This window comes from Aquibium pacificum (assembly GCF_040839445.1).
Taxonomy (GTDB): Bacteria; Pseudomonadota; Alphaproteobacteria; order Rhizobiales; family Rhizobiaceae; genus Aquibium; species Aquibium pacificus.
Window position 1 is genome coordinate 152,845 of record NZ_JBDPGJ010000002.1, and the last position, 25,810, is coordinate 178,654.

Consider the following 25,810-nt stretch of genomic DNA (forward strand, 5'->3'; position numbering starts at 1 on the left):
CATATACCGTCTCTTATCGATTGTCCATGACGCGCGCGTGACAGAGGTGACACCATGCCGGCAAACACCGCCAATGCGATGGAGAGGAAAACCGGCATCGCGCTCTGGCGCCAGGTCGCCGACCGCATTCGCCAGGGTATCGGGTCGGGCGAGTTCGACGGCGACGGCCGCCTCCCTCCGGAAACGGCACTGGCCGAGAGGTTCGGCATCAACCGCCATACGGTTCGCAGCGCCATCGCAGCGCTCGTCCAGGAAGGCGTCCTTCGCGCGGAGCAGGGGCGCGGTACGTTCATCCAGCGCCGCCGCCGCTTCACCTACCCGATCAGCGCCCGCACGCGCTTCTCGGAAGGGCTTCGCGACCAGGCGCGGGATCGGCGCGGCCATCTGCTGGCGCATGCGCGCGAGACGGCGAGCCCCAGGGTCGCCGAGGCACTCGGTATCCCGGAAGACGACCCGGTGATCCGGCTCGAGACCCTGAGCGAGGCGGACGGCAGGCCGGTGTCGCGGGCGACGAGCTGGTTCCAGGCGGAACGGTTTTCAGGCATCGCCGATGCCTTCGCCAGTTCCGGATCGATCACGGTTGCCCTGCGCGACCACGGTGTGGCGGACTACCTGCGCAAATCCACCATCGTCTCGGCACGGCATGCCGAAAGCGCCGATCTCGCCGACCTGAAGCTGGCGCCGGGCGCGATAGTGCTCGTCGCGGTCGCTCTCAACGTCGATCCGGATGGGCGGCCGGTCCAGTTCTCCGAAACCAGGTTCGCCGCCGACCGCGTGGAACTTTCGGTCTCCGAATGAGCCGTCGGCATCCACGCGCGATCAGGAATTGTCCGAATGTCCTTCAGGCGGGTCCTTCCAGGCGATGAAGAAGCTCCATACGCCGTAGGCGGTCACCGCCGCGGCGATAGCCGCCCAGCCCTGCTGCCCGCTGAGCCACTCCAGAACCGCCCAGCCGGCGCATGCGGCGACGATGGCGATGCGCCGCCACCGCGGGCGGAAGAATGCCTGCCCCGAACCCTGCATCCCTTTCCCCGCTTCCGAATCCTTCGTCCCGTTGTGTATAGCGGGCTCACGACCGAGTCACGGTGAAGTGACGCGGCGTGTCTCCCGCTTGATTGACCCTATTTGGCCACCCATGCTCAATCCGGCGAAGGGAATTCCGCCCCAGGAGGACGAGCGTGAAGACATCGCTTCTTACTGCCATCTCACTCGTCTCCCTGACGCTCGGGGCCGTCGCGGCCGACCCCGACCCGAAGGGCTGGGACGAGATTCTCGCGGATGCCAAGGGCGAAACCGTCTACTGGAACGCCTGGGGCGGCTCGGAGAATATCAACGCCTACATCGAGTGGGCCGGCGAGGAACTGAAGCAGCGCTACGGCGTCGAACTCGTGCACGTGAAGCTCGACGATACCGCCAATGCTGTCGCGAAGGTGGTGGCGGAGAAGGCGGCTGGAAAGAACCAGGGCGGCTCGGTGGACCTCATCTGGATCAATGGCGAGAATTTCGCATCCATGAAGGAGCAGGGCCTGCTGTTCTCGCCCGGCTGGGCGGAAGACCTGCCGAACTGGCGGTATGTCGACATCGAGAACAAGCCGACCATCCGGACCGACTTCACCATTCCGGTCGAAGGCCTCGAAAGCCCGTGGGGCATGGCCAAGCTGGTCTTCTTCTACGATCAGGCGCGAACGGACGCCGCGGCGCTGCCGACGGACGCGCGTTCGCTGCTCGAATGGGCCAAGGCCAATCCCGGGCGGTTCTCCTACCCTCAGCCTCCGGATTTCATCGGTTCGTCCTTCCTCAAGCAGATCCTGTCGGAACTGGTGGAGGACCGCTCGGTCTTGATCCAACCGGTGGACGATGCGACGTTCAACAGCACGGTGGCGCCGCTCTTTGCCTATCTCGACGAACTCCATCCGCTCATGTGGCGGTCCGGCCGCGCCTATCCGCAGAATTATCCGGCCATGAAGCAGATGCTCGCCGACGGCGAGATGGACATCATATTCGCCTTCAACCCCTCGGAAGCCTCCAGCGCGATCGCCAATGGCGAGCTGCCCGACACGGTGCGTTCCTTCACCTTCCCGGCAGGCACGTTGTCGAACACGCATTTCGTCGCGATCCCCTACAACGCCGCCTCGAAGGCCGGCGCGCTGGTGACCGCCGACTTCCTGATCTCGCCGGAGGCGCAGGCGCGCAAGCAGGCTCCGGAGGTCTGGGGCGATCCGACGGTGCTCGCGATGGACAAGCTCGGCCCGGCCGACCGGGCGCGTTTCGCGGCGCTCGACCTCGGCGTGGCGACATTGCTGCCGGACGAACTCGGCCCCGCGATCGACGAGCCGCATCCCACCTGGCTGGAGCGCCTTGAAGGCGAATGGAAACGGCGCTACGGCATCGGCAATTGACGACCGCCGGTCCTTCTTCCTTAATCGGGGAGGACCGCGCTTGCTGACCCGCGTCGGGCCGCCGCTGGCGGTCCTTCTCCTTTCGGGACCGATCCTCGCCGGACTGGCGGGAACGGTCCTGCCCGCCGTCGGCTACTTGCCGGCGCTCGGCGGCTCGGCATTCTCGCTTGCGCCCCTGCGGGAACTCGCAGCGGCGCCGGGCATACCGCACTCCGCCCTTCTCAGCCTCTTCGCCGGCCTCGCTTCCGCGGCGCTCTCCCTGGTCGTGGTGATGCTCTTCGTCGCCGCATGGGCCGGTACGACGCTGTTCTCCCGCATCCAGCACCTGATTTCCCCGCTCCTGTCGGTGCCGCATGCGGCCGCCGCCTTCGGGCTGGCCTTTCTCATCGCTCCCAGCGGATTCCTCGTCCGTCTCGTCTCGCCGGAACTGACCGGCTGGACCCGTCCGCCGGACTGGCTCCTGGTCAACGACCCCATGGGCCTGTCGATGATCGCCGGGCTGGTCGTGAAGGAAATTCCGTTCCTGCTCCTCGTCACCCTCGCCGCCCTGCCCCAGGTGCCGCTGGCGCGCACCCGGATGCTCGCAGCCTCGCTCGGCTACGGCCGCGTCGCCGGCTTCCTCTTGTGCGTCTGGCCGGCGATCTACCGGCAGATCCGGCTGCCAGTCTTCGCAGTGATCGCCTTCGCCTCCTCGGTCGTTGACGTCGCGATCATCCTCGGCCCATCCGCGCCGCCGACACTGGCGGTGCGGCTGGTGGAATGGATGAACGATCCCGACCTCTCCATGCGCTTCCTCGCTTCGGCCGGAGCCCTGCTGCAGCTCGCCGTATCCGCGCTCGCCATTCTTCTCTGGATCATGCTGGAACGCAGCGGCGCCGTATTGCGCGACAGGCTCGCAACCGCCGGCAGACGATGCGCGCGCGATCTCCTGGTCAGGATCGTCGCGCTGGTCTCGATGCTCGCCTCGGCCGCGGTGGTGTTCGCGGGTCTCGCGACACTCGTCATCTGGTCGATTGCCGGGCTCTGGCAATTCCCCGACGCCTTGCCGCGAAGCGTCACGCCGCGCACATGGGCCGCGGCCCTCCCGCGCGTCATCGAACCGATCGCCACGACCGTCGCGGCAGGACTCGTCTCGACGCTGATAGCCCTCGTCATAACCCTGCTGTGCCTGCTGCGCGAGGATGAGACCGGCAGGGTCGGGCGCGGGTCGGCGCTGCTGATCTATCTCCCCCTTCTGGTTCCGCAGGTCGCCTTCCTGTTCGGCCTGCAGCTGCTGTTCCTTCTCTCCGGTGCCGTCGCCGGCCTTCCCACGCTGATCTTCGCCCACCTGATCTTCGTCATGCCCTACGTATTCCTGTCCCTTTCCGACCCTTGGAGGGCCTTCGACCGCCGCTACGAGGCGATCGCGGCCGGGCTCGGCAAATCGCGGCTGAGAACCTTCCTTTCGATCCGCCTGCCCATGCTGACCCGTCCGGTCCTCACCGCACTGGCGGTCGGGTTCGCCGTCTCGGTCGGTCTCTATCTGCCGACCGTGCTGATCGGCGCGGGGCGGTTGACGACGATCACGACCGAAGCCGTGGCGCTCGCATCGGGCGGCAACCGGCGCGTCATCGGGGTCTACGCCTTCCTCCAGATGGCGCTTCCCATGATGGGCTTTGTCGTTGCCACTCTCGTCCCGGCGCTGCTATTCGGGCGCTTCCGTGCGATGCGGGTGTGAACGGCAGGGCTGATGGGAGACGGACTGAGACTGGAAGGCGTGACGATCGCGCTCGGCGGCCGCGTGCTGATCTCGATCACACATGAGGTCGAACCGGGCGAGGTGCTGACCATCATGGGGCCGTCCGGTTCCGGCAAGTCGACGCTGCTCGCCTATGTCGGCGGCTTTCTCGACAAAGCCTTCGAGGCAAGCGGCAGGGTCAGCGTCGGAGACGTCGAACTGACTGCGGCCCCTCCCGAAGAGCGCCATGTCGGCATCCTCTTCCAGGATCCGCTTCTCTTCCCGCACATGTCGGTGGCCGGAAACCTCCTGTTCGCCATCCCCGCCGCCTTAAGGGGAAAATCCGAGCGGATGAGACTGGCCCGGGAAGCGTTGGCGGGAGTAGAACTCGACAGTATGGAAAGCCGCGATCCCGACACGTTGTCGGGGGGCCAAAGGGCACGTGTCGCGCTGGCCCGTGTTCTCCTGTCCTCGCCGAGGACCCTGCTGCTCGACGAGCCCTTCTCCAAGCTGGACACGGATCTGCGCCAGCAGATGCGCAGGTTGGTCTTCTCCAAGGCCCGCGAGCGCGGGCTTCCGGTCCTTCTGGTGACACATGACGAGGCGGATGCGCAGGCGGCCGGCGGTGCCGTCGTGCGGATCGGCGGCTGATGAAAGCCGGCCTGCCGCAACTGCCCGTCACCGAGGCGCTTCCTGAACTTCTTTCGGCGCTCGCGAACGGCAATTCCGCCGTCCTGGTTGCCCCGCCGGGAGCGGGAAAGACCACGCTTGTTCCTCTCGCCTTGCTGGACGAGGCCTGGCGCGGTGACCGCACGATCCTGCTCCTGGAGCCCCGCCGCCTCGCCGCCCGAGCCGCGGCCCGGCGCATGGCGGAACTCCTCGGCGAGGAGCTAGGCCGCACCGTCGGCTACGCGATGCGAATGGAAAACCGCACCTCCAGAGACACCAGGATCCTGGTCGTCACCGAAGGCATCCTGTCGCGCATGATCCTCGACGATCCGGAACTGCCGGGAATCACAGCCGTATTGTTCGACGAGTTCCACGAGCGTTCGCTGGACGGCGACTTCGGCCTCGCGCTGGCCCTCGACGTCCAGGGCGCGCTCAGGCCGGACCTGCGGCTCCTGGTCATGTCGGCCACGCTCGACGGCGCGCGTGTCGCCCGCCTGCTCGGCAATGCGCCGGTGATCGAGAGTGCGGGCCGCAGCTTTCCAGTCGACATCCGCTACCAGGAACGCCTGCCCGAAACACCGGTCGAGGACGCGGTCGCGCAGGCAATCCGTGGCGCGCTCGCCGGCGAGCAGGGCAGCGTGCTGGCCTTCCTGCCCGGCCAGCGCGAGATCGAGCGCACGGCGGAGCGTCTGGCCGGCAGGGTCTCCGCCGATACCGACGTCATCGCGCTCTTCGGCAACATGGAAAGCCGGGCGCAGGATGCGGCGATCCGGCCCGCGCCGGCCGGGCGGCGCAAGGTGGTGCTGGCGACGTCGATCGCCGAGACGTCGATCACCATCGACGGCGTTCGTGTCGTCGTCGACAGCGGACTGTCCCGCCTGCCGAGATACGAGCCGGCGACAGGATTGACGCGACTGGAGACGGTCCGGGTCTCCCGTGCCTCGGCAGACCAGCGCGCGGGCCGTGCCGGCCGCACCAGCCCCGGCATCGCGATCCGTCTGTGGCGCGCCGAGCGGACGGCGGCGCTGCCCGCCTTCACGCCGCCGGAAATCCTGGAGGCCGATCTTTCCGGCCTCGTGCTCGACGGCGCCGCCTTCGGCGTCTCCGATGTGCAGACGCTCTCGTTCCTCGACCCGCCGCCCAAGGCTGCGCTCGCCGAGGCGCGGACCCTGCTCCTCGATCTCGGCGCGATCGACAAGGACGGCCGCGTCACGGCGGATGGCGAGGCGATGCGCCGGCTGGCCCTGCCCGTCCGGCTGGCGCATATGGTCGCCAAGGCCGCGAGCAGGGGCGAAGCCGCCATGGCCGCCGAACTCGCCGTCCTGATGACGGAGCGCGGCCTGGGCGGCAACAGTGTCGATCTGGAAACGAGGCTTTCGCGGTTCCGCAGCGAACGCGGCCCGCGCGCCGACGGCGCACGATCCCTCGCCCGGCGCCTGGCCGGCACCGCGTTCACCGCCCAGTCCGACGCGTCGTCAGGCGCAAGCATCGGCGCCCTCCTTCTCGACGCCTGGCCCGACCGCGTCGCCAGGGCGCGCGGCGCGCGCGGCCGCTTCGTGCTCGCCAATGGCAGGGGCGCCGTCATCGACGAGACGGACCCACTCGCCGGGCAGGAGTTCCTGGTCGTGGCGGACTTGCAGGGAAAGGCGCAGAACGCCCGCATCGTCTCGGCCGCCGTCGTGAGTGAAGCCGACATCCGGCAGAAACTCTCGCACCGGATCGAGCGACAGATCCGGTCGGGTTTCGATCCGGAGAAGAAGGCGGTGCGGGTCCGGGAGACGGCGCGGCTCGGCGCGATCGTCCTGTCGGAACGCCTCCTGCCCGCTCCGCGCGGAGAAGAGGCCGACCGGGCGGTGCTCGACGCAATCCGCGAGAACGGGCTGGCCATTCTTCCCTGGGGAAGGCCGTCGACGGCGTTGCGGCACCGGCTCGGATGGCTCTTCGAGGGCCTGGGCCCGCCGTGGCCGGACATGGCCGACGATGCACTGCTCTCGGTGCTGGATACCTGGCTCCTCCCCTTCCTGCGCGGCGAGGCGAAGCTTGCCGCCCTGCCTGAGCAGGCGCTCTGCGACGGGCTGCGGTCGCTGGTTCCCTACGATCTCCAGCGGCGGATCGATGAGCTCGCGCCGACGCATTTCGACGCGCCGAGCGGCAGCCGCGTTCCCATCGGCTACGAAGGCGAGCACCCGGTGCTGTCGATCCGCGTCCAGGAACTGTTCGGGCTGGACCGGCATCCGTCGATCGCCAGCGGCACCGTACCGCTGACGGTGGAACTCCTGTCGCCGGCGCATCGCCCGATCCAGACGACGCGCGACCTGCCGGGTTTCTGGCGCGGCTCGTGGGCCGACGTCCGGTCCGACATGCGCGGCCGCTATCCCCGGCACGTGTGGCCCGAGAACCCGCTGGAAGCGCAGGCCACCTCGCGCGCCAAGCCCCGCGGCACCTGACGACGGAATTTGCACGGATGACATTCCAATGGCGGCGCTCCCCGGCGAGATCGTTTCAATCCGGACCGGAATGGCATTATAGCTTTCCGATGCCGAAAGACCCCCGGACCCTGAACTACCAGCAGAGCAGACGTCTTCGCCTCAACACGCTGATCAGGCTCCGCTGGCTGGCAATCATCGGCCAGAGCGCGGCCATCCTCGTGGTGGCCTACTGGTTCGAGTTCTCGACGCCCGTCGGCGCCTGCTTCGCGCTCATCGCCGCTTCGGCGTGGATCAATCTCTATCTGGCCTTCCGCTATCCGGCGACGCATCGCCTCCAGCCGGTGGCCGCGCTGGCGATCCTTGTCGTCGATGCGCTGCAGTTGGCCGGGCTGCTCTACCTGACGGGCGGACTGGCCAATCCGTTCGCAATCCTCATGATCGTCCCGGTCGTCATTTCGGCGACTTCACTGCCGCTGATGTACACGGCTTTGCTGGGACTTCTCGTCGGCGCGGCTGCGTCGCTGCTGGTCGGATATCATCTTCCGCTGCCATGGTACGAGTTGACCGGGCTCGCAGTTCCCTTCCTCTATGTGATCGGAGTGTGGATGGCGATCCTGTCGACCATCGCCTTCACAGCGATCTATGCCTGGCGCGTGGCCGAGGAGGCGCGCCAGCTCGCGGCGGCGCTGTCGGCGACCGAACTCGTCCTGCAACGCGAGCAGCATCTCTCCGCGCTCGACGGCCTCGCCGCGGCAGCCGCCCACGAACTCGGGACGCCGCTGGCCACCATAGCCCTCGTGGTGAAGGAGATGCAGCGCACCCTGGAGCATGATCCGAAGCTGCACGAGGACCTGGCGCTGCTCCGCTCCCAGAGCGAGCGCTGCAAGGAGATCCTGAAGCGGCTGACCAGCCTGTCATCGCAGAGCGAGGAACACCTGGCACGGCTGCCGCTCACGTCGCTGATCGAGGACGTGATCTCGCCCCACCGCGATTTCGGGATCGAGATCCGGCTGGAGCCGGGCAAGACGATCGGGCCGGAACCCGTCGGAAGGCGCAATCCGGGCGTCATCTACGGGCTCGGCAATCTCGTCGAGAACGCCGTCGACTTCGCGCGCGAGAGCGTTGCCGTCCGCTGGGACTGGGATCAGGACCGCGTCAGGATCCGCGTCAGCGACGACGGGCCGGGATTCCCGCCGGAGATCATGGATCGCATCGGCGAGCCCTACATGACGACCCGATCCGGCGCGCAGCTCGAAGGCGGCGGCGGCTTGGGGCTCGGCGTCTTCATCGCCAAGACGCTGCTCGAACGATCCGGCGCAGCAGTCGCCTTCCGCAACGGCTCGGAGCCCGGACAGGGCGCCGAAGTGGAGATCACCTGGGCACGCGAGGTCTTTCTCAGCCAGGGAGGACTGGCGGAAGCAGCCGGATGACGACTGCCCGAATGGACATAGGGCAATTTTTGAATACATAAGGGGCAAAGCTTCCGGATGACAAAATCATGACCGCAGAAACAGACGAGGCACTCGGCGAGGATCGTTCGCTCCTGATCGTCGACGACGACAAGCCGTTCCTGACCCGCCTTGCCCGTGCGATGGAGAGCCGGGGATTCGTGGTGGAGACGGCCGAGAGCGTCGAGGAGGCCCAGGCGAAAGTGAAAGCCGCCGCGCCGGCCTACGCGGTCGTCGACATGCGGCTGGGCGACGGCAACGGGCTCGACGTCGTCTCGGCGATCCGCGAGAAGCGGGCGGATTCCCGCACGGTCATCCTCACCGGCTACGGCAACATCGCAACGGCGGTGACCGCCGTGAAGCTCGGCGCGATCGACTATCTCGCCAAGCCCGCGGATGCCGACGAGGTCTATGCGGCGCTGACCCGGACGAAGGGCGAGAAGATCGAGCCGCCGGAAAACCCGATGTCGGCCGACCGCGTGCGCTGGGAACACATCCAGCGCGTCTACGAAATGTGCGACCGCAACGTCTCCGAGACGGCGCGGCGGCTCAACATGCACCGCCGCACGCTGCAGCGCATCCTGGCGAAGCGGGCGCCCCGCTGAGGCCGGAACGGACGGTACTTCCTACCGCGCCTTTTCGTAGATCCCGGCATACTGCTCGCGCAGCACGTTCTTCTGCACCTTGCCCATGGTGTTGCGCGGCAGATCCGCGACGAAGATCACCCGCTTCGGCTGCTTGTATCGCGCGAGCCTGTCCTGCAGGCTCGCGATGACGGAGGCCTCGTCCAACACGGCGCCGGCTTCCCTGACCACCACAGCCGTCACGCCTTCGCCGAAGTCGGGATGCGGAACGCCGATCACCGCGCTCTCGACCACGCCGGGAAGCTGGTCGATCTCGGTCTCCACTTCCTTCGGATAGACGTTGTAGCCACCCGAGATGACGAGGTCCTTGCCGCGCCCGACGATCTGGACGTAACCGCGCTCGTCGATGGTGCCGAGATCGCCGGTGATGAAGAAGCCGTCGTCGCGGAACTCCGAAGCGGTTTTCTCCGGCATGCGCCAATAGCCCTTGAAGACGTTGGGACCCTTCACCTCGATCATGCCTGTCTCGCCCTGCGGTACCGCCGCGCCGCTCCCCGGATCGACGATCCGCAGATCGACGCCGGGCAGCGGAAAGCCTACCGTCCCGGCGATCCGGTCCCCGTCATAGGGATTTGACGTGTTCATGTTGGTCTCGGTCATGCCGTAGCGTTCGAGGATCGCGTGACCGGTCCGGTCCTCGAACTGGCGGTGCGTTTCGGCCAGCAGCGGCGCGGAACCCGACGTGAAGAGCCGCATGCCCGCCGCCGTTTCGCGGTTCAGGCCCGGATGCTGCAGGAGCCGCGTGTAGAAGGTCGGTACGCCCATCATCGTCGTGGCAGCCGGCATGAGGCGCAGCACCTCGTCGGGATCGAATTTTTGCAGGAACACCATCGAACCCCCGGAAAGCAGCACCACGTTCGACGCGACGAACAGGCCGTGCGTGTGGAAGATCGGCAGCGCATGGATGAGATGGTCATCCGACGTGAAGCGCCAGTAGTCGACGAGGGTGACAGCATTCGACAGGAGATTGTCGTGCGTCAGCATCGCGCCCTTCGAACGGCCGGTCGTGCCGGAGGTGTAGAGGATGGCCGCCAGATCGTCGGCGCCTCGCGCGACATCGCGGAAATCGCTTGCCGACCCGTCCAGCCCGTCCAGCAGCGAACCGCCGCCATGGACGTCGAGCGTGTCGAGACGGGCGCCATGTCGATCGGCCACCGCATTCGCACCGGCCGCCTTCTCCGGCGCGACCACGAGCAGGCGCGGTTCGGCGTCTCCGACGAAGTAATCGAGTTCGGAAAGCGTGTAGGCGGGGTTGAGCGGCAGGTATACGGCGCCGGCCCGGAGGCAAGCCAGGTAGAGCATCAGAGCCTCGACGCTCTTCTCGGTCTGCGCGGCGACCCGATCACCCGGCCGCACCCCACGCTCGATCAGCCGGCCGGCAAGCCGGCCCGCATCCGCCAGCATGTCGCCATAGGTCCAGCGGCGGCCGTCGGTCGTCTCCACGAAGAGCGCCCGTGGCTCCGTGGCGGCCTTTCGGATCGCGTCGAACATGTGGTTCGTCATTCGGATCTCCCCCGCGACCGGCAGTTCCCGGCCTCACATCACATCGGCCGCAAGACCTACAGCAGGAACGCCTTCCTTGAAAAGGCAACGGCGAACCGCTGCCGGGCCAGGGAGACATCCGCGCGCCATCCGGCCGCTGAACCCAATCTGAACGGCGGGTTCAGGTTTGGTTCCGGACCGCTCCTCTAGAACTCGGACCGTCAGCAAGCGGTAACGGCCGCACCAACGAGAAAGAGGAAATCGAGATGACCCGCAAGTTCTTCATCACCACCGCAGTCGCCGCCGTCATGGGCATCGTTTCGGCTCCCGCCATGGCGAACCAGGTCAAGATCCAGCAGTTCGGCTGGGGCCATGCCGCCGGTGGAGCGCAGACCGGCAAGCACAACCAGATCGGCGTCTACCAGAAGGGCGGCCGCAACACCGGCATCGCCAACCAGACCGGCCGGCGCAACCTCTCCGCCATCGGCCAGGAAGGATACAACAACTACGCCGACACCTGGCAGCGCGGCAGGGCCAACGCGGCCGGCATCGGCCAGTTCGGCAACAACCACAATGCGATCATCACCCAGGACGGCAACGGCAACATCGCCGCCGGCGTGCAGGTCGGAAACGGCTGCGACGCCAACGTCTCGCAGGGCGGCAACGGCAACGTCGCGGCATTCGTCCAGACCTGCCCGTGACGGCTTCGAACGAAGCTTCGCTGGCCGGGGGAAGCGAACGGCTTCCCCCGGCATCACCGATGACGAAAGGAGACAGGACAATGTATTCGACAGGCAGACGCATGCTCATTCCCGCCGCTACGCTGCTGATCGCGGCCGGAGCCGCCGCGACGACCGTCGGCGCCGGGCAGGCCGGCTCGTCCGGCGGTTCGGTCCGCTGCGAGATACAGGCTACGACCTCCGGCGGCATGGTGACGCTGCAAGGCGTCGTGCGCGCGGACAAGGCCGTCAGCGGCTCCTACGCCTTCCGGGTGGAGAGCGCAGGCGGATCGGGCAGTTCCGATATTTCGCAGGGCGGTGACTTCTCCGCGAAGGCCGGCAGCCCCACGACCCTCGGCCAGGTAATGCTCGGCAGCCATGGCTCGGTCTACGACGCCAGGCTGGAAGTCACCGCCGGCGGCAAGACCTATCGCTGCGACGAGCGCGTCGGCGGCGCCACCTGAGCGACCATGTCGGCTCCTTCGCGAGGGCTCCGGGACCACCCGGGGCCCTCTTTCTTGCGTCCGCGGCCTACTCGATCCGAATCGGGGTCCGGCGTCATGAACGCCTCCTGAATGCGCGGTTCCGGTTCGGTTCAGTGAAAGCGGGGCAAACTCCCTTCATCGACTGGACGAGAACCGGCACCAGCAAAAAGCGACTGTAGCGAAAAGGAGAGAAACCATGACCAAGCTCATCAGGACCGCCACGGCAAGCCTCGTGGCCCTCACCATCGGCACGGCCGGCCTGACCGTCCCGGCTTCCGCGGGCGGCTCGGTGTCGTTCAGCATCGCCCCCGGCAATACCCAGGATGCGCAGGCGCTGCGTGCGGGATTGCAGATGTACTCGCTCTACAACGGCATCAAGAACGGCGGCATCAAGCAGCGTGGCTCCGGAAACATTGCGGGCCTGCTTCAGAACGGCGGCGGCAACCTCGGTATCATCCATCAGGAGGGCAGCGGCCACAACGGAACCGTTCAGCAGAACGGCAGCGGCAATTCCTACGGCCTGTTCCAGTTCGGCAGGAACACCAACGGCCATGCCGTCCAGAACGGCAACGGGCGCACCGGCGCGACCATCCAGTTCGGCTGGTAGATCGTCTTCAAGCCGGCGCGAACATCACGCGCGGCGGCCGATCCGGGGCCTCGCCGCCCGGAGGCGGCGGAGGTTTCCCCAATGGACGTCAGCCGGAGCATTGCTGCAATATTTTCCTCCTGCGGAACAAACTGCGACGATTTCATCCTCCTCCGCGCCGAATTCCGGCTCAGCCGGCCTCGCGGACTTCGCCGAAAGCGCTATTATCCGGCGAATGCATCCGGGCCGCAGATGCGGCCCCACAGAGAAGGAGACGCACCAATGGGCCTGCGCATCAACGACACCGCGCCGGACTTCACGGCCGAGACCACCCAGGGAACCATCGACTTCCACGACTGGATTGGCGACGGCTGGGCCGTCATGTTCTCGCATCCGAAAGATTTCACGCCGGTGTGCACGACGGAACTCGGAGCCATGGCCGGCTATGCGAAAGAATTCGAGAAGCGCGGCGTGAAGATCATCGGCATTTCCGTCGACCCGGTCGAGAGCCACCAGAAGTGGAAGGACGACATCAAGGTGGCAACGGGCCACGCCGTCGACTATCCGCTGATTGCCGACAAGGACCTCAAGGTCGCCAAGCTCTACGACATGCTTCCGGCCAGCGCGGGCGACTCCTCCGAGGGCCGCACGCCGGCCGACAATCAGACGGTGCGCTCCGTCTTCGTCGTCGGGCCGGACAAGAAGATCAAGCTCACGCTGAGCTATCCGATGACCACGGGCCGCAACTTCGCCGAAATCCTGCGGGCGATCGATTCGATCCAGCTGACGGCCAGGCACCAGGTCGCCACGCCGGCCGACTGGAAACAGGGCGAGGACGTCATCATCACCGCCGCGGTCTCGAACGAGGACGCGAAGAAGCGCTTCGGTTCCTTCGATACCATTCTTCCCTACCTCAGGAAGACGAAGCAGCCGTCGGCCTGACGGCCTGCGCCGCACTCTCGATCGGAAACTGCGGGGTGAAACGGAAGGCGGGCCCGAAGGGGCCCGCCAATCCGTCAGCTCACATGATACCGGGATATCTGGTCAGGCGACCTGTTCGACCTGCTGGACCTCGGGGACGAAGTGGCGGAGCAGGTTCTGGATGCCGTGCTTGAGCGTGGCCGTCGAGGACGGGCAGCCAGCGCAGGCGCCCTTCATGTGCAGGAAGACCGTGCCGTTCTCGAAACCGCGGAAGGTGATGTCGCCGCCATCCTGGGCAACGGCGGGGCGCACGCGCGTATCGAGAAGCTCCTTGATTGTGACGACGATCTCCGAATCGGCCTTGTCGTAGAATTCCTCGCCGCTCTCGGCATCCCCGGTGCTTTCGGGTGTGGCCATTACGGGAGCGCCGGACATGAAATGCTCCATGATGGAGCCGAGGATCGCGGGCTTCAGGTGCTGCCATTCCGGCCCGTCCTTGGTGACGGTGACGAAATCATAGCCGAAGAAGACGCCGGTCACTCCCGGGACGTCGAAGATGCGGGCCGCCAGCGGCGACGCCACGCGGGCGGTGTCGGCGTCCCGGAAATCCGCGGTTCCCTCGTTGAGGACGACCTTCCCCGGCAGGAACTTGAGCGTCGCCGGGTTCGGCGTGGCTTCCGTCTGGATGAACATGGCGGGATCTCCTGCCTTTGTAGTTTTGAATAGTTCTAAATAGGCGCAACGGCCGGTCTTATCAAGCAATTCCGCACCGCTCCGGACGGGCGAAGCGGAATGTCTTTTCAGGCGAGGCTTTCGATGTCCTCGTCGGTCAGGTTCGCCGGAACCACCGTCACCGGGATCTGGAACGACGCGCCCTTGCCCGAAATCGACGAGACGAGCGGGCCCGGACCCTCCTTGGAGGAGCCCGCGGCGAGAATGAGAATCGCGATGTCCTGATCTTCCTCGATCAGCGCGTGGATCTCCTCGGAAGGATCGCCTTCGCGGATGACGAGTTCGGCTTCGATGCCCGACCTCGCCCGCACCTTGGACGCCGCCGCGTCCAGCGCCGCCGATGCCGTCGCGTTCGCTTCCTCCCGCATGATCTTTTCGACGCCGAACCATTGCTGGAAATCGCCCGGTTCGATGACGAAGAGGAGGACGAGCGCTCCGCCCGTGCTGACGGCGCGACGGGATGCATACGCCACCGCCCGCTCGCATTCGGGCGTGTCGTCCACGATGGCAAGGAACTTGCGCCGGTGTCCGGCTTCCCGGCTCAGTCGTTTCGAGACCATTCAGTCATCCCGCATCGTTGACGACGACCGCAATCTGCCATCGCGGTCGGGTAGCCGCAAGCTGCCGCAGGAACTCTCCTGTCGCGGTCTCAATCCGTCAGGAGCCCTATGATCTCCCGCACGCCCTTCATCGTGGCTTCCGCCTGCGCGCGAGCGCGCTCTCCGCCGTCGCGCAGGACGCTGTCGACGAAGGCGCGGTCTGCGGAGATGCGGCGCATCTCTCCGGCGATCGGAGCGAGCTTCTCTACCGCGAGGTCGGCGAGCGCCGGCTTGAAGGCCGAGAACTGCTGGCCGCCGAACTCGCCGATCACCTTCTCGCGCGGGCATTCCGCCAGCGCCGCGTAGATGCCGACGAGATTTTCTGCCTCCGGCCTGCCCGTGAGCCCCTCGAGGTCCGACGGTAGCGGCTCGGGGTCCGTCTTGGCTTTCCTGATCTTCTTCGAGATCGTATCCGCATCGTCGGTGAGATTGATGCGGGAGAGGTCCGACGGGTCGGACTTCGACATCTTCTTCGACCCGTCACGAAGACTCATGACGCGCGTGGCCGGGCCTTCGATCAGCGGCTCCGTCAGGGGGAAGAAGCCGTTCACCGTCTCCTCGCCCACTTCCATCTCGACGCCCAGACCGAGCGAAGCGATCCTGGCGGAGAAATCATTGTTGAACTTGGCCGCGATGTCGCGCGTGAGTTCGAGATGCTGCTTCTGGTCGTCGCCAACCGGCACGTGGGTCGCGCGATAGACGAGGATGTCGGCCGCCATCAGGCTTGGATAGGCGAGCAGGCCGAGCGAGGCGTTCTCGCGGTCCTTGCCGGCCTTGTCCTTGAACTGCGTCATCCGGTTCATCCAGCCGATGCGCGCCACGCAATTGAATATCCAGGCGAGTTCGGCATGCTGCGGGACGCGGCTCTGGTTGAAGACGATGTGCTTCTGGGGATCGATACCGGAGGCGAGGAACGCCGCCGTGATCGAACGGGTCTGTTCGGCGAGATCGTCGTGGACGAGCTGCGCCGTGATCGAATGCAGGTCGACGACGCAGTAGATGCAGTCATGCGTCTCCTGCAGCGCCACGAACTTGCGGATCGCGCCGAGATAGTTTCCGAGATGGAGGTTTCCGGTCGGCTGGACGCCGGAGAAGACGAGCGGCTTGAAGGCGGACATATATTCCTCGTGGCTTGTGGAGGGCCGTTTCGCGCGCGGCGAAAATCGAGCGGGCTTATGGGCCAAGGCGAGGAGGGGCGCAAGGGGGCGATTGCTTTCCATAACGCAGTGCGTTATACATGAGATCGATGATCCGCAGCTTCGCCGATCGCATTACTGAGAACCTTTGGCGTGGCCTAGGATCGCGGTGATTGCCGCCCGAGATCGCGGACAAAGGCTTGGCCAAGCTTCGCGTGGTGGATGCCGCAGTTTCCCTTGACGACCTGCGCAGCCCTCCGGGCAACCGCCTCGAACTGCTGAAAGGTGAGCGAAAGGGGCAGTACTCGATCCGGATCAATGACCAATGGCGTATTTGTTTCCGCTGGAAAGATGGTGGCGCGAGCGATGTCGAAATCACCGATTATCACCGATGACGGGCACAGGGTGCACAACCCTCATGCCGGCGAAATTCTCCGGTCCGAATTCCTGGAACCACTGAGTTTGTCCCAGAATGCGCTGGCTCGCGCAATTGGGGTCTCACCGCGACGCATCAACGAGATCGTGCTCGGCAAGCGCGCCGTGACCGCCGATACCGACCTGCGGCTCGCGCGCTATTTTGGCATGTCCGAGGGGTTTTTCCTGAGACTGCAGACGAGCTACGATCTTCTGGAGCGCAAACGCGCCCTGGGCGACACGCTCGACAAGATCACGCCCCGGGCGGCTTGATCCGGAATCACCTCTTCCGCCGCCGCACCATGCCCATCAACTGCCTGCGGTCTAGCGCGCCCGTCGCAATTACAATCCCGAAATAGACGATCGCACCCGCAGCGATGATTCCGAGCACGGTCGCGAGCCTTACGATCAGCGTGCCTTCGAGCCATGGTGCCAGCGTCACCTGCAATACCCAGAGGGCGCCGCCCATGACCAGGCCCGCGAGGACGATCAGGCCGCATCGCCGCAGCGTCGCGGGCGAGGGGCGAAAGGCGTCGCGGCGCCAGAGCGTGACGGCAAGCAGTATCACGTTGATCCAGGCCGAGATCGACGTGGCGGCCGCGAGGCCGACATGGCCGTAGAACGGGAACAGCATCAGGCTGCCGGCAATGTTGACCGCGACCGCGATCATCGAAAACCACATCGGCGTCCTCATATCCTCTCTTGCGAAGAAGCCGGGCGAGAAGACCTTGATCAGGACGTAGGCGGGAAGACCGGCCGCAAAGGCGGCCAGTGCCGCCGCCGTCAGCCGTGTCGTCTCACCGGTAAAGGCGCCTCGCTCATAGAGCAGGCTGACGATCGGCTCCGGCATGACAATGAAGCCGACGGCGGCGGGGAAGGTGAGGCCGAGGGCGAATTCCAGCGAGCGGTTCTGCAGGTGCTGCACGTCCTTCTCGTCGCCCGCACCGAGTGCGCGGGAAAGCTCCGGCAGCAGAACCACTCCCACGGCGATGCCGATGACGCCGAGTGGCAGTTGGTTGATGCGGTCGGCATAGTTGAGCAGCGCGATCGCCCCGTCCTGCGCCGATGCGATGATCTGGCCGACGAGCAGGTTTATCTGCGTCACGCCGCCGGTCAGCATGGCCGGCCCCATCAGGAGAAGCAGGCGCTTGACGCTCGGCGTCATCCTCGGACGGCGGAAGCCCATGGAGTAGCCCTCGCGCCCGACTCCCAGGATCAGGAACAGGAGTTGAGCGATGCCGGAGGCGAGCACGCCCCAGGCGAGCCAGACGCCGGTGGTGCGCGAGCCGATGCCGGCGTAGAGCGCCGCGATGAGCACCAGCGACAGGATGACGTTGAGGAGCACCGGCACGATGGCCGCGAGGAAATAGCGCCGCATCGAATTCAGTATCCCCGACAGCATCGCCACCAGCGACATGCAGAAGAGATACGGAAACATGATCCGGGTCATCAGGACCGTTAGGTCGAATTTCTCCGGCGTATCGGCGAAGGCCGGCGCGACGATCGTCCCGACGAGGGCGGGCATGAAGAAGATGGCGAAGACGGAAAGGACCAGCAGCGCGACGACCAGCACCGACAGCACCTCTTCCGCGAAACGGCGCGCGCCGTCCATCCCGTCCGCTTCCAGCTCCTTTGCGAAGAGCGGGATGAAGGCGGTATTGAACGCGCCTTCGGCAAAGAGCCGTCGGAAGAGATTGGGAAAGCGGAAGGCGGCATAGAAGGCGTCAGCGACCGGACCGGCGCCAAGGGCCGCTCCGATCAGCGCCTCGCGCACGAAGCCGAGGACGCGGCTTGCCATCGTCGCCCCGCCGACGCTGGCGAACTTGCCGACGAGGCTCATGACCCTGTTCCGCCTCCCGTGGCGATTTGCCGGACCTGCAGCATCATTCGGCGGCGAGCTTCAGCTTCTGCCCGCGACTGGCGCCGCCGAGTGTTGCGATGAGCCGTTCGCGGATGGCGTCCTGGCGAGTCGGGTTCTCGACCTTCTGGCCGGTCAGATCCGTCACGTAGAAGGTGTCGATCACCTTCTCGCCAAAAGTCGTGATGTGCGCCGAGGTGATGTCCAGCGAAAGGTCCGAGATCGCCCCGGTGATCTCCGACAGCAGCCCCGGGCGATCCAGGCCTTCGACCTCGATCACCGAGAAGCGGTTCGAGAGCGTGTTGCGGATCTCGGCCCGCGGCTCGATGCGGAACGTCTTGTGGCTGCGCTTGGGTTTGGCGCGTTTCTCGATCATTTCGGGCAGCTGGCTGCGGCCCGAAAGCACATCCTCGATGAGCCGTCCGACGCGCGCCCCGCGACGCTGTTCGTCCTCGTCGCGCTCGAATTCGCGGTTGATGAGGATGGTGTCCAGCGCACGGCCGTCCGTGGTGGTGAAAACCTGCGCATCCACGATGTTTGCGCCGGCCGCCGCGCAGGCACCCGCGACAACGGAAAGCAGGCGGGGATGATCCGGCGTCAGGACCGTTATCTCCGTCACCGCCTCGAACGCACGCATCGTCACCGCGGCGTTGAACACCTTTCTCTCCCCATCGGCATGCCGGATGAACTCGGCGTGCCGTACCTGATCTGCCAGATCCACCGTCAGAAGGTAGTTGTCGTAGTGGAGCCTGAGGACGTTCGCACGTTCCCGCTCCGGCCAGCCCGAGAGCGCTTCCGCGAGCTGTTCCCGCGCCTGCTCGGCCCGCTTGGCGCGCGAGACTTCCGAGAACCCGCCGGTCAGCAGGAGTTCGGTCTCGTAGTAGAGAGTGCGCAGCAGCTGTCCTTTCCAGCCGTTCCAGACGCCTGGCCCCACGCCGCGAATGTCGCAGACGGTCAGCACGAGCAGCATCTTCAACCGCTCCACCGACTGCACGACGTCGGCGAAGTCGTCGATGGTCTTGCGGTCGTTGAGGTCCCGCGTCTGAGCCGTCATCGACATCAGGAGGTGATGCTCCACCAGCCAGGCGATCGTCTCGGTCTCGGAGGCCGAAAACCCCATGTGGGGGCACAGCTTGCGGGCGATCTTGGCACCCGCTTCCGAGTGGTCCTCCGGGCGGCCTTTCGCGATGTCGTGCAACAGCAAGGCCGTATAGAGCATCTCGCGCTGCGGCTTCAGGCCGGGCATCAGCTTGTGGGCGAGAGGATGGGCTTTCCCGCCCTCGCCCCGCTCGATCTCGGCCAGCACGCCGATGCAACGCAGCAGATGCTCGTCGACCGTATAGTGGTGATACATGTTGAATTGCATCATCGCGACGATCTTGCCGAAATCGGGGATCAGTTTTCCGAGCACGCCGGCCTCGTTCAAGCGCCTCAGGTTCAGTTCCGGGTTCCGGCCGGAAGTCATCACGTCCATGAACAGCCGGTTCGCTTCCCGGTCGCGGCGAAGGTTGCGGTCGATCAGGTTCAGCGAGCGCGTGACCAGCTTGAGCGCGTCGGGGTGGAACTCCAGCCCGTGCTTGTCGGCGAACCAGAACAGGCGCAGGAGATTGACCGGATCGCGCTCGAAGACCCCCTCGCTGGCGATATTGATGCGATCATTGTCGATGATGAAATCCGACGTTCCCGCGAGCTTGCGCCGCCGGCGCTGGAAGCTCTGGAGCAGGCGGTTGAAGCCCGGGACGTGCTTGGCCTGCTCCTCCTCGAGCGCGGCGCAGAAGATGCGGGTCAGGTCGCCCACCTCCTTGGCGATCAGGAAGTAGTGCTTCATGAAACGCTCGACCGCCGACAGCCCGGGATGGCTCGTGTAGCCGAGCCTTTCGGCGATATCGCGCTGGATGTCGAAATGCAGGCGCTCCTCCGCCTTGCCCGTCTGGAAATGGAGGTGGCAGCGCACCGCCCAGAGGAAATCCTCCGCCTTGCGGAACTGGAGATATTCCTTGCGCGTGAAGACGCCCTTCTCCACGAGCTCCTCGCCGGTGCGGACGCGATAAAAGTACTTTGCGATCCAGAACAGCGTGTGCAGGTCGCGCAGCCCGCCCTTGCCGTCCTTCACGTTGGGTTCGACCAGGTACCGGCTGGCGCCGACCTTGCGGTGACGCTCGTCGCGTTCGGCGAGCTTCGCCTGCACGTATTCGGCGCCCGTGGAACTGACGACCTCCCGGTCGAAGCGCTTCACAAGTTCTTCGAACAGACCGGTGTCGCCCCAGATATAGCGCGCCTCCAGCACGGCAGTGCGGATGGTGACGTCCGTGCGGGAAAGGCGCACGCATTCGTCGATGTTGCGGGTCGCATGGCCGACCTTCAGGCCGAGGTCCCACAGCATGTAGAGCAGGTATTCGACCACCTGTTCGCCCCAGGGCGTCTGCTTGTAGGGCAGGAGGAAAAGCAGGTCGATGTCGGAACCTGGTGCCAGTGTACCGCGGCCATATCCACCCACCGCAACGACCGTCATCCTCTCGCCTACCGACGGGTTCTTGGACCGGTAGACGTGCGTGACCGCGAAGTCGTAGAGGGCACGAATGACCTCATCCATCAGGTGCGACAGCCGGGCGGCGCAAGCCGTTCCGCCACCATCTTCCATCAGCATCGCCTCGGCCTTGCGATGACCCGCGGCCAGTGTCTCGCGCAGCTTCAGGAGAACGGAGGCGCGTATTGCGGGCGTCGATCCGTCGCCGCTGTCCGCCACGGTCAGCGCGGTCAAATCGCGGCGAAGCGCCTCACCGTCGATCATTTCTTCCAGCTTGAGGGATGTCTTCGCCATCAGTGCCGCGTCGTCCGAATGTCTGGGCGCGGTCTATAGCGCGAAACATGGAAGATGGATACGGGAGGGGCCGGCGCGTCAGGCGGCGTTTCGACGGGGAACGGTTTCGAAGGACCTGGTGCGCACGAAGCGCGAAAAGCGATCGCAATCCAGCGGACACGAGATGAGATACCCTTGCGCGAAGTCCACGCGCGCGGTGTCCGCTTCCAGTTGCGCCAGCCGTTCTGCGGTCTCGACACCTTCCACAACGATTTTCCGGCCCGCCGCGTGAACCATGTCGATGGCGTGCCGAAGCATCTCGGACATGATGCTGCCGATGGGAGCCATGGCGAAGGAGCGATCCAGCTTGACGCCATCCACGTCGAGTTCGGCGAGGTGCCTGAGGGTGGAATAGCCGGTGCCGAAATCATCCATGTAGACCTTGAACCCCGCCTGGCGGAGCGCGCGGATATGTGACTGACCTTCTCCGATGTCGACGTCATCGCACTCGACGATCTCGAGCACCAGTTCGAAACGGTCCTTCGCCGCCTCGAAAATGGAGAAGGTGCGTATGAGTGACGCGGCATCCAGTTCACGGGGGAAGACGTTGAAATTCACCTGAAGACAGCGGTCGCCGAACGGCGCCTCGCTCAGATCGCGGTACGCCCTGTCCACGACGAGACCGGTAAAGTGTGACGTGAGATTGTGCTTCTGCACGAATGGCAGGAAGCGATCCGGGGAGACGATCGTATCGTCGATGTCGCGCCAGCGGGCGAGCACCTCGCACCCGACCACCGCCCTGGTCTTCACCTCGATGATGGGTTGGTAGACGCAAACGATCGAGCTTTCGTCCAGGGTTCGCAGGAAACGCGCCTCGAACGACCAGTAGCGGCGCAGGAACCCGAGCGAGATCCGCGTGATCCAGCTGGCGATGGTGCCGGCAAGAATAAGGAGGACCGCCACCGGAAGCTTGCTGTTCGCCACCAGTTCCGCGACCGACGCCCGCGTCGCGATGCAGTGGAACCCTTCGGGCACGCAGACAGTCTGGCGCAGGGCGGAAAGCCCGTCGATCCATCCCAGCCGTTGCGAAAGCTGTACGTCCTGATGGACCCACTCGTGACCGCTTCGATGCCACCAGCGACCATTGGGCGCGACAAGGACCGCCTCGGCCTTGATCCAGGTAGGCAGCGGAAGCTTGAGATCCTGGCGCGGTACCACGGTGGCGAACTGATCCTGGAGGACGATGGTGCCGGCCAGCCCCGGCAGCCCGGCGAAACTTACGTCGCGATCGATCCAGAACGCCTTTCCGTCCCCGGTCGTGAAGTCGGGCTCGCCAAGTTGCACCGGTTCGGTAAAGCGATTGGCGTTCAAGGAGCAGTGGACCTCGCCCCCGGGCGCGTAGAAGAACTCGTTGAGCCCGTCCGGCAGATAGGCGACCTTCCTCATATGCAGATAAAACTCCGGCGAGCACGGCGTGGCCGTGACATCCGCGCGAAGCGCCTGGAAGGCGGATTGGATGCCTTCTTCGAGGCGGGCGAACTGCTCGAGCCCCACCTGCGCATCCTGTCGCATCGCCTCGCGGACCTGCATGTAGCTGAACGCCGCGAGCAGCAGGGCGACGCCGATGAATGAGGCGACCCACACGGCCAGCCCGATCAGCTTCAGGTTGCGCGTCGAAACGAATATGCCGGCGAGCTTGGCCATCAAGAAATCCCCTGCCGGCGAGCCTGCCCCGAAAGGCTCAAGACCGAGTTAATGTCTGAATGTTCTCGCGCTGATTGAAATTGCCCGGCAGATGCGGCGCCGGGCGGTCTTCGGACAGCTCGCTCAGGGCCGAGCCAGATTCCAATCACGCGTCGCTCATAAAGAGTTGAACGCCGTGCGGTCGCCATCGGAGCGCGACCGCCTACCCTTAGCGCGAGGGGATTGATGCCGCCCGGCAACGGCCCCTGGACATTCAGCCAACGGAGTACGCCATGCACATCACCCGACGCGGAACGCTCTTGCTCGGACTATCCGGTCTTGCGACGATCGGCGGGACGACCATCATGCCCTACGCGGCACGCGCCCAGGACGGTCTGGGCGACACCTATGAGACCGACAGCGGCCAGATCACCATCCGCCCGATCTCGCACGCCTCGTTCGTCATGACCACGCCTGGCATGACGATCTACAACGATCCCGTGGGCGGAGCGGCGGCCTACGAGGGACAGCCCGCGCCGGATCTCATCCTCATTACCCACGAGCATGGCGATCACTACGACGCGGAAACGCTTTCCGCGATCGTCGCCGACAATACCCGCCTCGTGACGAACCCTGCGGTCTACGACATGCTTCCCGAGGGCCTTAAGTCGAAAGCCACCGCGATCGGCAACGGCGAGAGCACCACGGTGGACGGCATGGAGATCAACGCGATCCCCGCGCACAACACCACGGAAGGCCGACTCCAGTACCATCCCAAGGGCCGCGACAACGGCTACGTGCTCTCGATCGACGGGCGGCGCGTCTACATCGCCGGCGACACGGAAGACATTCCCGAGATGCGCGCCCTGGAAGACATCTTCATCGCCTTCGTACCCATGAACCTGCCCTATACGATGGATGTGGACCAGGCCGCCTCTGCGGTTGCCGAGTTCGCACCGCAGTATGTCTATCCCTATCACTATCGCGACAGCGATCCCGATGCGTTCGCCGCGAGGGTCAGGGAGTCGGAAGCGGAAACAGACGTCGTGATGGGACCCTGGTACGGTTGACGAGGCTGGCCGGCGGAACGGCGTTCGCCGCCGTTTCGCCTGCCGCTGACTGAAAGCTTTTCAAGTACCTGCGCAAAAAACCGGCCACCCAGCGGTTGCCGCGTTCGGAACCGCCAGGGCTCCCAGTCTGTTGTCCACGGCAACAGGACAAGGAGCCCTTTTCAATGGACGTGATCAGGATATTGGCAGCCATCATCCTCCCGCCCCTAGGCGTTTTCCTCCAGGTCGGGATCGGCCTGCATTTCTGGCTCAACATTCTCCTCACGCTCCTGGGCTACATACCCGGCATCATCCACGCGATCTGGGTGGTCCTGCGCAAGTAGCGGGAGCGACAGCCGGCGAGCGCGGGCTCAGCGACGATCCTCGTCGGGGCGGAGCCAGACGAAATCGTATGGTGCGAGACTGAAGCTCTCGCCACACGTGACTGGATTGCGGCCGCTCGAGCCGGTCAGGATCGGCACCAGCCGCTCGCCGCCTTCCATGACGTCGATCTTTGCCTCGATCGTCTCATCCGACAGGTTGTGGACCGTCACGATACTGTTGCCGCGCCACGAACATTTCAGCCCCAGCAACCGCGAATCGAGTTCCAGAACCTCCCATTTCCCCCAGCCGATATCCGGCACCGCCCGGCGGGTCCTGATCAGGCTGCGGATGAAGTTCAGCAGCGAATCCGCGTCGTTGTTCTGGGCGTCAATGTTGACGCGGGCGTAGCCGTAGTCGCCCTCTTCCGTCATTTCACGAACGAGTTCGTCGGGTCGGCAGACGGAAAAGCCGCCATTTTTCCGGGACGACCACTGCAATGGCGTACGGACCGCCTCGCGCTCCTTGAGATCGAGGTTCTCGCCCATGCCGATCTCCTCGCCGTACCAGATGACGGGCGTACCCGGCAGGGCGAACATCAGGCTGTAGGCGAGCCTGAGCCGGCGCGGGTCGCCTTCCAGCATCGGCGCCAGCCGCCTGCGAATGCCGCGATCGTAGACGGTCATGCCCGGATCGGGCGCCATCGCATCGAAGACCTCCTGACGCTCCAGGCTCGACAGGCGCCCGAGATCGAGTTCGTCGTGGTTCCGCAGGAACGTGCCCCACTGACCCTCGACCGGCAGGTCCGGCATCATGGCAAGGACACGCCGGATCGGCTCGGCATCCTTGCGGACGAAGCCGAGGAACATGTGCTGGTTGAGCATGAAGTTGAAGACCATATGCATGCGATCGCCGTCCGCGCCGAAATAGTCGGTGACCTCCTTCATGGTCACGTTGGCTTCGGCAAGCATGACCGACTCGGCGCGGCGCCACGAGAGCAGGCGGCGCAGGTCGGACAGGTAGTCGGCGGGGTTTCCCTCGGGCCGCTCCTTCAGCCCCTTGTACTCGATCAGGAACGGGACAGCGTCTATCCGAAAGCCCGAGACGCCGAGCTGGAGCCAGAAGCCCATGATCTTGTCGATCTCTTCCCGCACTTCGGGATTGGCGGTGTTGAGATCGGCCTGATGCCTGTAGAAGCGGTGCAGGTACCAGCTCTTCGCCTTGCGGTCGTAAGTCCAGATCGCCTTCTGTACGCCGGGGAAGACGACGCCTTCGTGGATGTTCTCCGGCTTTTCGTCCGACCAGACGTACCAATCCCTGTACGGCGAGTTCGGGTCGCCGCGCGCGCTCTGGAACCAGGGATGGTCGATGGAGGTGTGGTTCACGACCAGATCGACGAGGACGCGCATGCCCCGGTCGTGTGCCGCGCGGGTGAAGGCTACGAAGTCGCCCAGAGAGCCGAGCCGCGGATCGACGCCGTAGAAATCCGAGATGTCGTATCCATTGTCCCGGTTGGGGCTCGGATAGAACGGCAGCAGCCAGATGCAGTTGGCGCCGAGCGACTCTATATAGTCGAGCCGGTCCGCGAGCCCGCGGAAATCGCCGACGCCGTCGCCGTTCGAATCCATGAAGGCGTCCACGTCGACGCAATAGATGACCGCGTTCTTGTACCAGAGGTCCAGCATCGGCAAACCCGTCCCGTTTCAATGTGGCATGACA

24 protein-coding genes are annotated in these 25,810 nt (G+C 65.4%); 15 read left to right on the top strand and 9 right to left on the bottom strand.

Translation table 11 applies throughout. From position 1 onward, the window contains the following. Nucleotides 1–54: 54 nt before the first annotated feature. Entirely contained in the window at nucleotides 55–798 is a 744-nt protein-coding gene (gene phnF, locus ABGN05_RS07030) for a phosphonate metabolism transcriptional regulator PhnF (RefSeq protein WP_367953300.1), read from the top strand. A gap of 21 nt (nucleotides 799–819) precedes the next feature. Here phnF and ABGN05_RS07035 read toward each other — a convergent pair whose 3' ends face one another. Next, nucleotides 820–1,023: a DUF3329 domain-containing protein gene (locus ABGN05_RS07035; protein ID WP_367953301.1), complete on the bottom strand. Its 204-nt coding sequence runs from the start codon at nucleotides 1,021–1,023 to the stop codon at nucleotides 820–822. A gap of 194 nt (nucleotides 1,024–1,217) precedes the next feature. Between ABGN05_RS07035 and ABGN05_RS07040 the strand changes: the two genes are divergently transcribed. The 6 genes from ABGN05_RS07040 (at nucleotide 1,218) to ABGN05_RS07065 (ending at nucleotide 9,267) form a co-directional block, all read left to right on the top strand. Beyond that, the gene (locus tag ABGN05_RS07040; protein WP_373695921.1) at nucleotides 1,218–2,399 is read left to right on the top strand and encodes an ABC transporter substrate-binding protein; all 1,182 of its coding nucleotides are present in this window, start codon (nucleotides 1,218–1,220) and stop codon (nucleotides 2,397–2,399) included. Nucleotides 2,400–2,439: 40 nt separating this feature from the next. Then, a complete protein-coding gene (locus ABGN05_RS07045; RefSeq protein ID WP_367953303.1) occupies nucleotides 2,440–4,116 on the top strand; it encodes an ABC transporter permease in 1,677 nt (558 codons plus the stop codon). 12 nt (nucleotides 4,117–4,128) lie between these two features. Further along, entirely contained in the window at nucleotides 4,129–4,767 is a 639-nt protein-coding gene (locus tag ABGN05_RS07050) for an ATP-binding cassette domain-containing protein (protein WP_367953304.1), read from the top strand. Beyond that, a complete protein-coding gene (gene hrpB / locus ABGN05_RS07055) occupies nucleotides 4,767–7,232 on the top strand; it encodes an ATP-dependent helicase HrpB (RefSeq protein WP_367953305.1) in 2,466 nt (821 codons plus the stop codon). The genes ABGN05_RS07050 and hrpB overlap by 1 nt, the downstream gene beginning before the upstream one ends. An 89-nt stretch (nucleotides 7,233–7,321) precedes the next feature. After that, entirely contained in the window at nucleotides 7,322–8,644 is a 1,323-nt protein-coding gene (locus ABGN05_RS07060; protein ID WP_367953306.1) for an ActS/PrrB/RegB family redox-sensitive histidine kinase, read from the top strand. A 68-nt stretch (nucleotides 8,645–8,712) separates the two neighbouring features. Continuing rightward, entirely contained in the window at nucleotides 8,713–9,267 is a 555-nt protein-coding gene (locus tag ABGN05_RS07065) for an ActR/PrrA/RegA family redox response regulator transcription factor (protein WP_367953307.1), read from the top strand. 21 nt (nucleotides 9,268–9,288) lie between these two features. Here ABGN05_RS07065 and ABGN05_RS07070 read toward each other — a convergent pair whose 3' ends face one another. After that, nucleotides 9,289–10,809 carry a malonate--CoA ligase gene (locus ABGN05_RS07070; RefSeq protein ID WP_367953308.1) on the bottom strand — a complete coding sequence of 507 codons (1,521 nt, stop codon included), beginning with the start codon at nucleotides 10,807–10,809 and terminating at the stop codon, nucleotides 9,289–9,291. A 245-nt stretch (nucleotides 10,810–11,054) separates the two neighbouring features. On the opposite strand from ABGN05_RS07070, the gene ABGN05_RS07075 reads away from it, so the two are divergent. The 4 genes from ABGN05_RS07075 (at nucleotide 11,055) to ABGN05_RS07090 (ending at nucleotide 13,520) form a co-directional block, all read left to right on the top strand. After that, entirely contained in the window at nucleotides 11,055–11,489 is a 435-nt protein-coding gene (locus ABGN05_RS07075; protein WP_367953309.1) for a curlin, read from the top strand. 80 nt (nucleotides 11,490–11,569) lie between these two features. Beyond that, complete coding sequence (csgH, locus tag ABGN05_RS07080) at nucleotides 11,570–11,971, top strand: curli-like amyloid fiber formation chaperone CsgH (protein ID WP_367953310.1); 402 nt, start codon at nucleotides 11,570–11,572, stop codon at nucleotides 11,969–11,971. 217 nt (nucleotides 11,972–12,188) lie between these two features. Next, nucleotides 12,189–12,599, top strand: coding sequence for a curlin (locus ABGN05_RS07085; protein WP_367953311.1), 411 nt, complete (start codon nucleotides 12,189–12,191; stop codon nucleotides 12,597–12,599). Nucleotides 12,600–12,860: 261 nt separating this feature from the next. Further along, nucleotides 12,861–13,520, top strand: coding sequence for a peroxiredoxin (locus ABGN05_RS07090; RefSeq protein ID WP_367953312.1), 660 nt, complete (start codon nucleotides 12,861–12,863; stop codon nucleotides 13,518–13,520). Nucleotides 13,521–13,622: 102 nt separating this feature from the next. Here ABGN05_RS07090 and ABGN05_RS07095 read toward each other — a convergent pair whose 3' ends face one another. The 3 genes from ABGN05_RS07095 to trpS form a co-directional block, all read right to left on the bottom strand. Beyond that, nucleotides 13,623–14,192 carry a NifU family protein gene (locus tag ABGN05_RS07095; RefSeq protein ID WP_367953313.1) on the bottom strand — a complete coding sequence of 190 codons (570 nt, stop codon included), beginning with the start codon at nucleotides 14,190–14,192 and terminating at the stop codon, nucleotides 13,623–13,625. 107 nt (nucleotides 14,193–14,299) lie between these two features. After that, nucleotides 14,300–14,791, bottom strand: coding sequence for a universal stress protein (locus tag ABGN05_RS07100; protein ID WP_367953314.1), 492 nt, complete (start codon nucleotides 14,789–14,791; stop codon nucleotides 14,300–14,302). A gap of 89 nt (nucleotides 14,792–14,880) precedes the next feature. Next, nucleotides 14,881–15,948, bottom strand: coding sequence for a tryptophan--tRNA ligase (gene trpS / locus ABGN05_RS07105; protein ID WP_367953315.1), 1,068 nt, complete (start codon nucleotides 15,946–15,948; stop codon nucleotides 14,881–14,883). 191 nt (nucleotides 15,949–16,139) lie between these two features. Here trpS and ABGN05_RS07110 point away from each other — a divergent pair, with 191 nt between their 5' ends. Continuing rightward, nucleotides 16,140–16,361 carry a type II toxin-antitoxin system RelE/ParE family toxin gene (locus ABGN05_RS07110; RefSeq protein ID WP_367953316.1) on the top strand — a complete coding sequence of 74 codons (222 nt, stop codon included), beginning with the start codon at nucleotides 16,140–16,142 and terminating at the stop codon, nucleotides 16,359–16,361. Beyond that, nucleotides 16,333–16,653, top strand: coding sequence for a HigA family addiction module antitoxin (locus ABGN05_RS07115; protein WP_367953317.1), 321 nt, complete (start codon nucleotides 16,333–16,335; stop codon nucleotides 16,651–16,653). Before ABGN05_RS07110 ends, ABGN05_RS07115 begins: the two co-directional genes overlap by 29 nt. 7 nt (nucleotides 16,654–16,660) lie before the next feature. Here ABGN05_RS07115 and murJ read toward each other — a convergent pair whose 3' ends face one another. The 3 genes from murJ to ABGN05_RS07130 form a co-directional block, all read right to left on the bottom strand. Then, complete coding sequence (gene murJ / locus ABGN05_RS07120; RefSeq protein ID WP_367953318.1) at nucleotides 16,661–18,220, bottom strand: murein biosynthesis integral membrane protein MurJ; 1,560 nt, start codon at nucleotides 18,218–18,220, stop codon at nucleotides 16,661–16,663. A 43-nt stretch (nucleotides 18,221–18,263) separates the two neighbouring features. Beyond that, complete coding sequence (locus ABGN05_RS07125) at nucleotides 18,264–21,059, bottom strand: [protein-PII] uridylyltransferase (protein WP_367953319.1); 2,796 nt, start codon at nucleotides 21,057–21,059, stop codon at nucleotides 18,264–18,266. A gap of 78 nt (nucleotides 21,060–21,137) precedes the next feature. Further along, complete coding sequence (locus tag ABGN05_RS07130) at nucleotides 21,138–22,742, bottom strand: EAL domain-containing protein (protein WP_367953320.1); 1,605 nt, start codon at nucleotides 22,740–22,742, stop codon at nucleotides 21,138–21,140. A gap of 272 nt (nucleotides 22,743–23,014) precedes the next feature. On the opposite strand from ABGN05_RS07130, the gene ABGN05_RS07135 reads away from it, so the two are divergent. Both ABGN05_RS07135 and ABGN05_RS07140 read left to right on the top strand, forming a co-directional pair. Further along, on the top strand, nucleotides 23,015–23,791 hold the full coding sequence (locus ABGN05_RS07135) for an MBL fold metallo-hydrolase (RefSeq protein WP_367953321.1): 777 nt from the start codon (nucleotides 23,015–23,017) through the stop codon (nucleotides 23,789–23,791). Nucleotides 23,792–23,955: 164 nt separating this feature from the next. Further along, nucleotides 23,956–24,114: a YqaE/Pmp3 family membrane protein gene (locus ABGN05_RS07140; protein ID WP_367953322.1), complete on the top strand. Its 159-nt coding sequence runs from the start codon at nucleotides 23,956–23,958 to the stop codon at nucleotides 24,112–24,114. Nucleotides 24,115–24,141: 27 nt separating this feature from the next. Here ABGN05_RS07140 and ABGN05_RS07145 read toward each other — a convergent pair whose 3' ends face one another. Next, nucleotides 24,142–25,776: an alpha-amylase family protein gene (locus ABGN05_RS07145; RefSeq protein WP_367953323.1), complete on the bottom strand. Its 1,635-nt coding sequence runs from the start codon at nucleotides 25,774–25,776 to the stop codon at nucleotides 24,142–24,144. Nucleotides 25,777–25,810 lie beyond the last annotated feature (34 nt).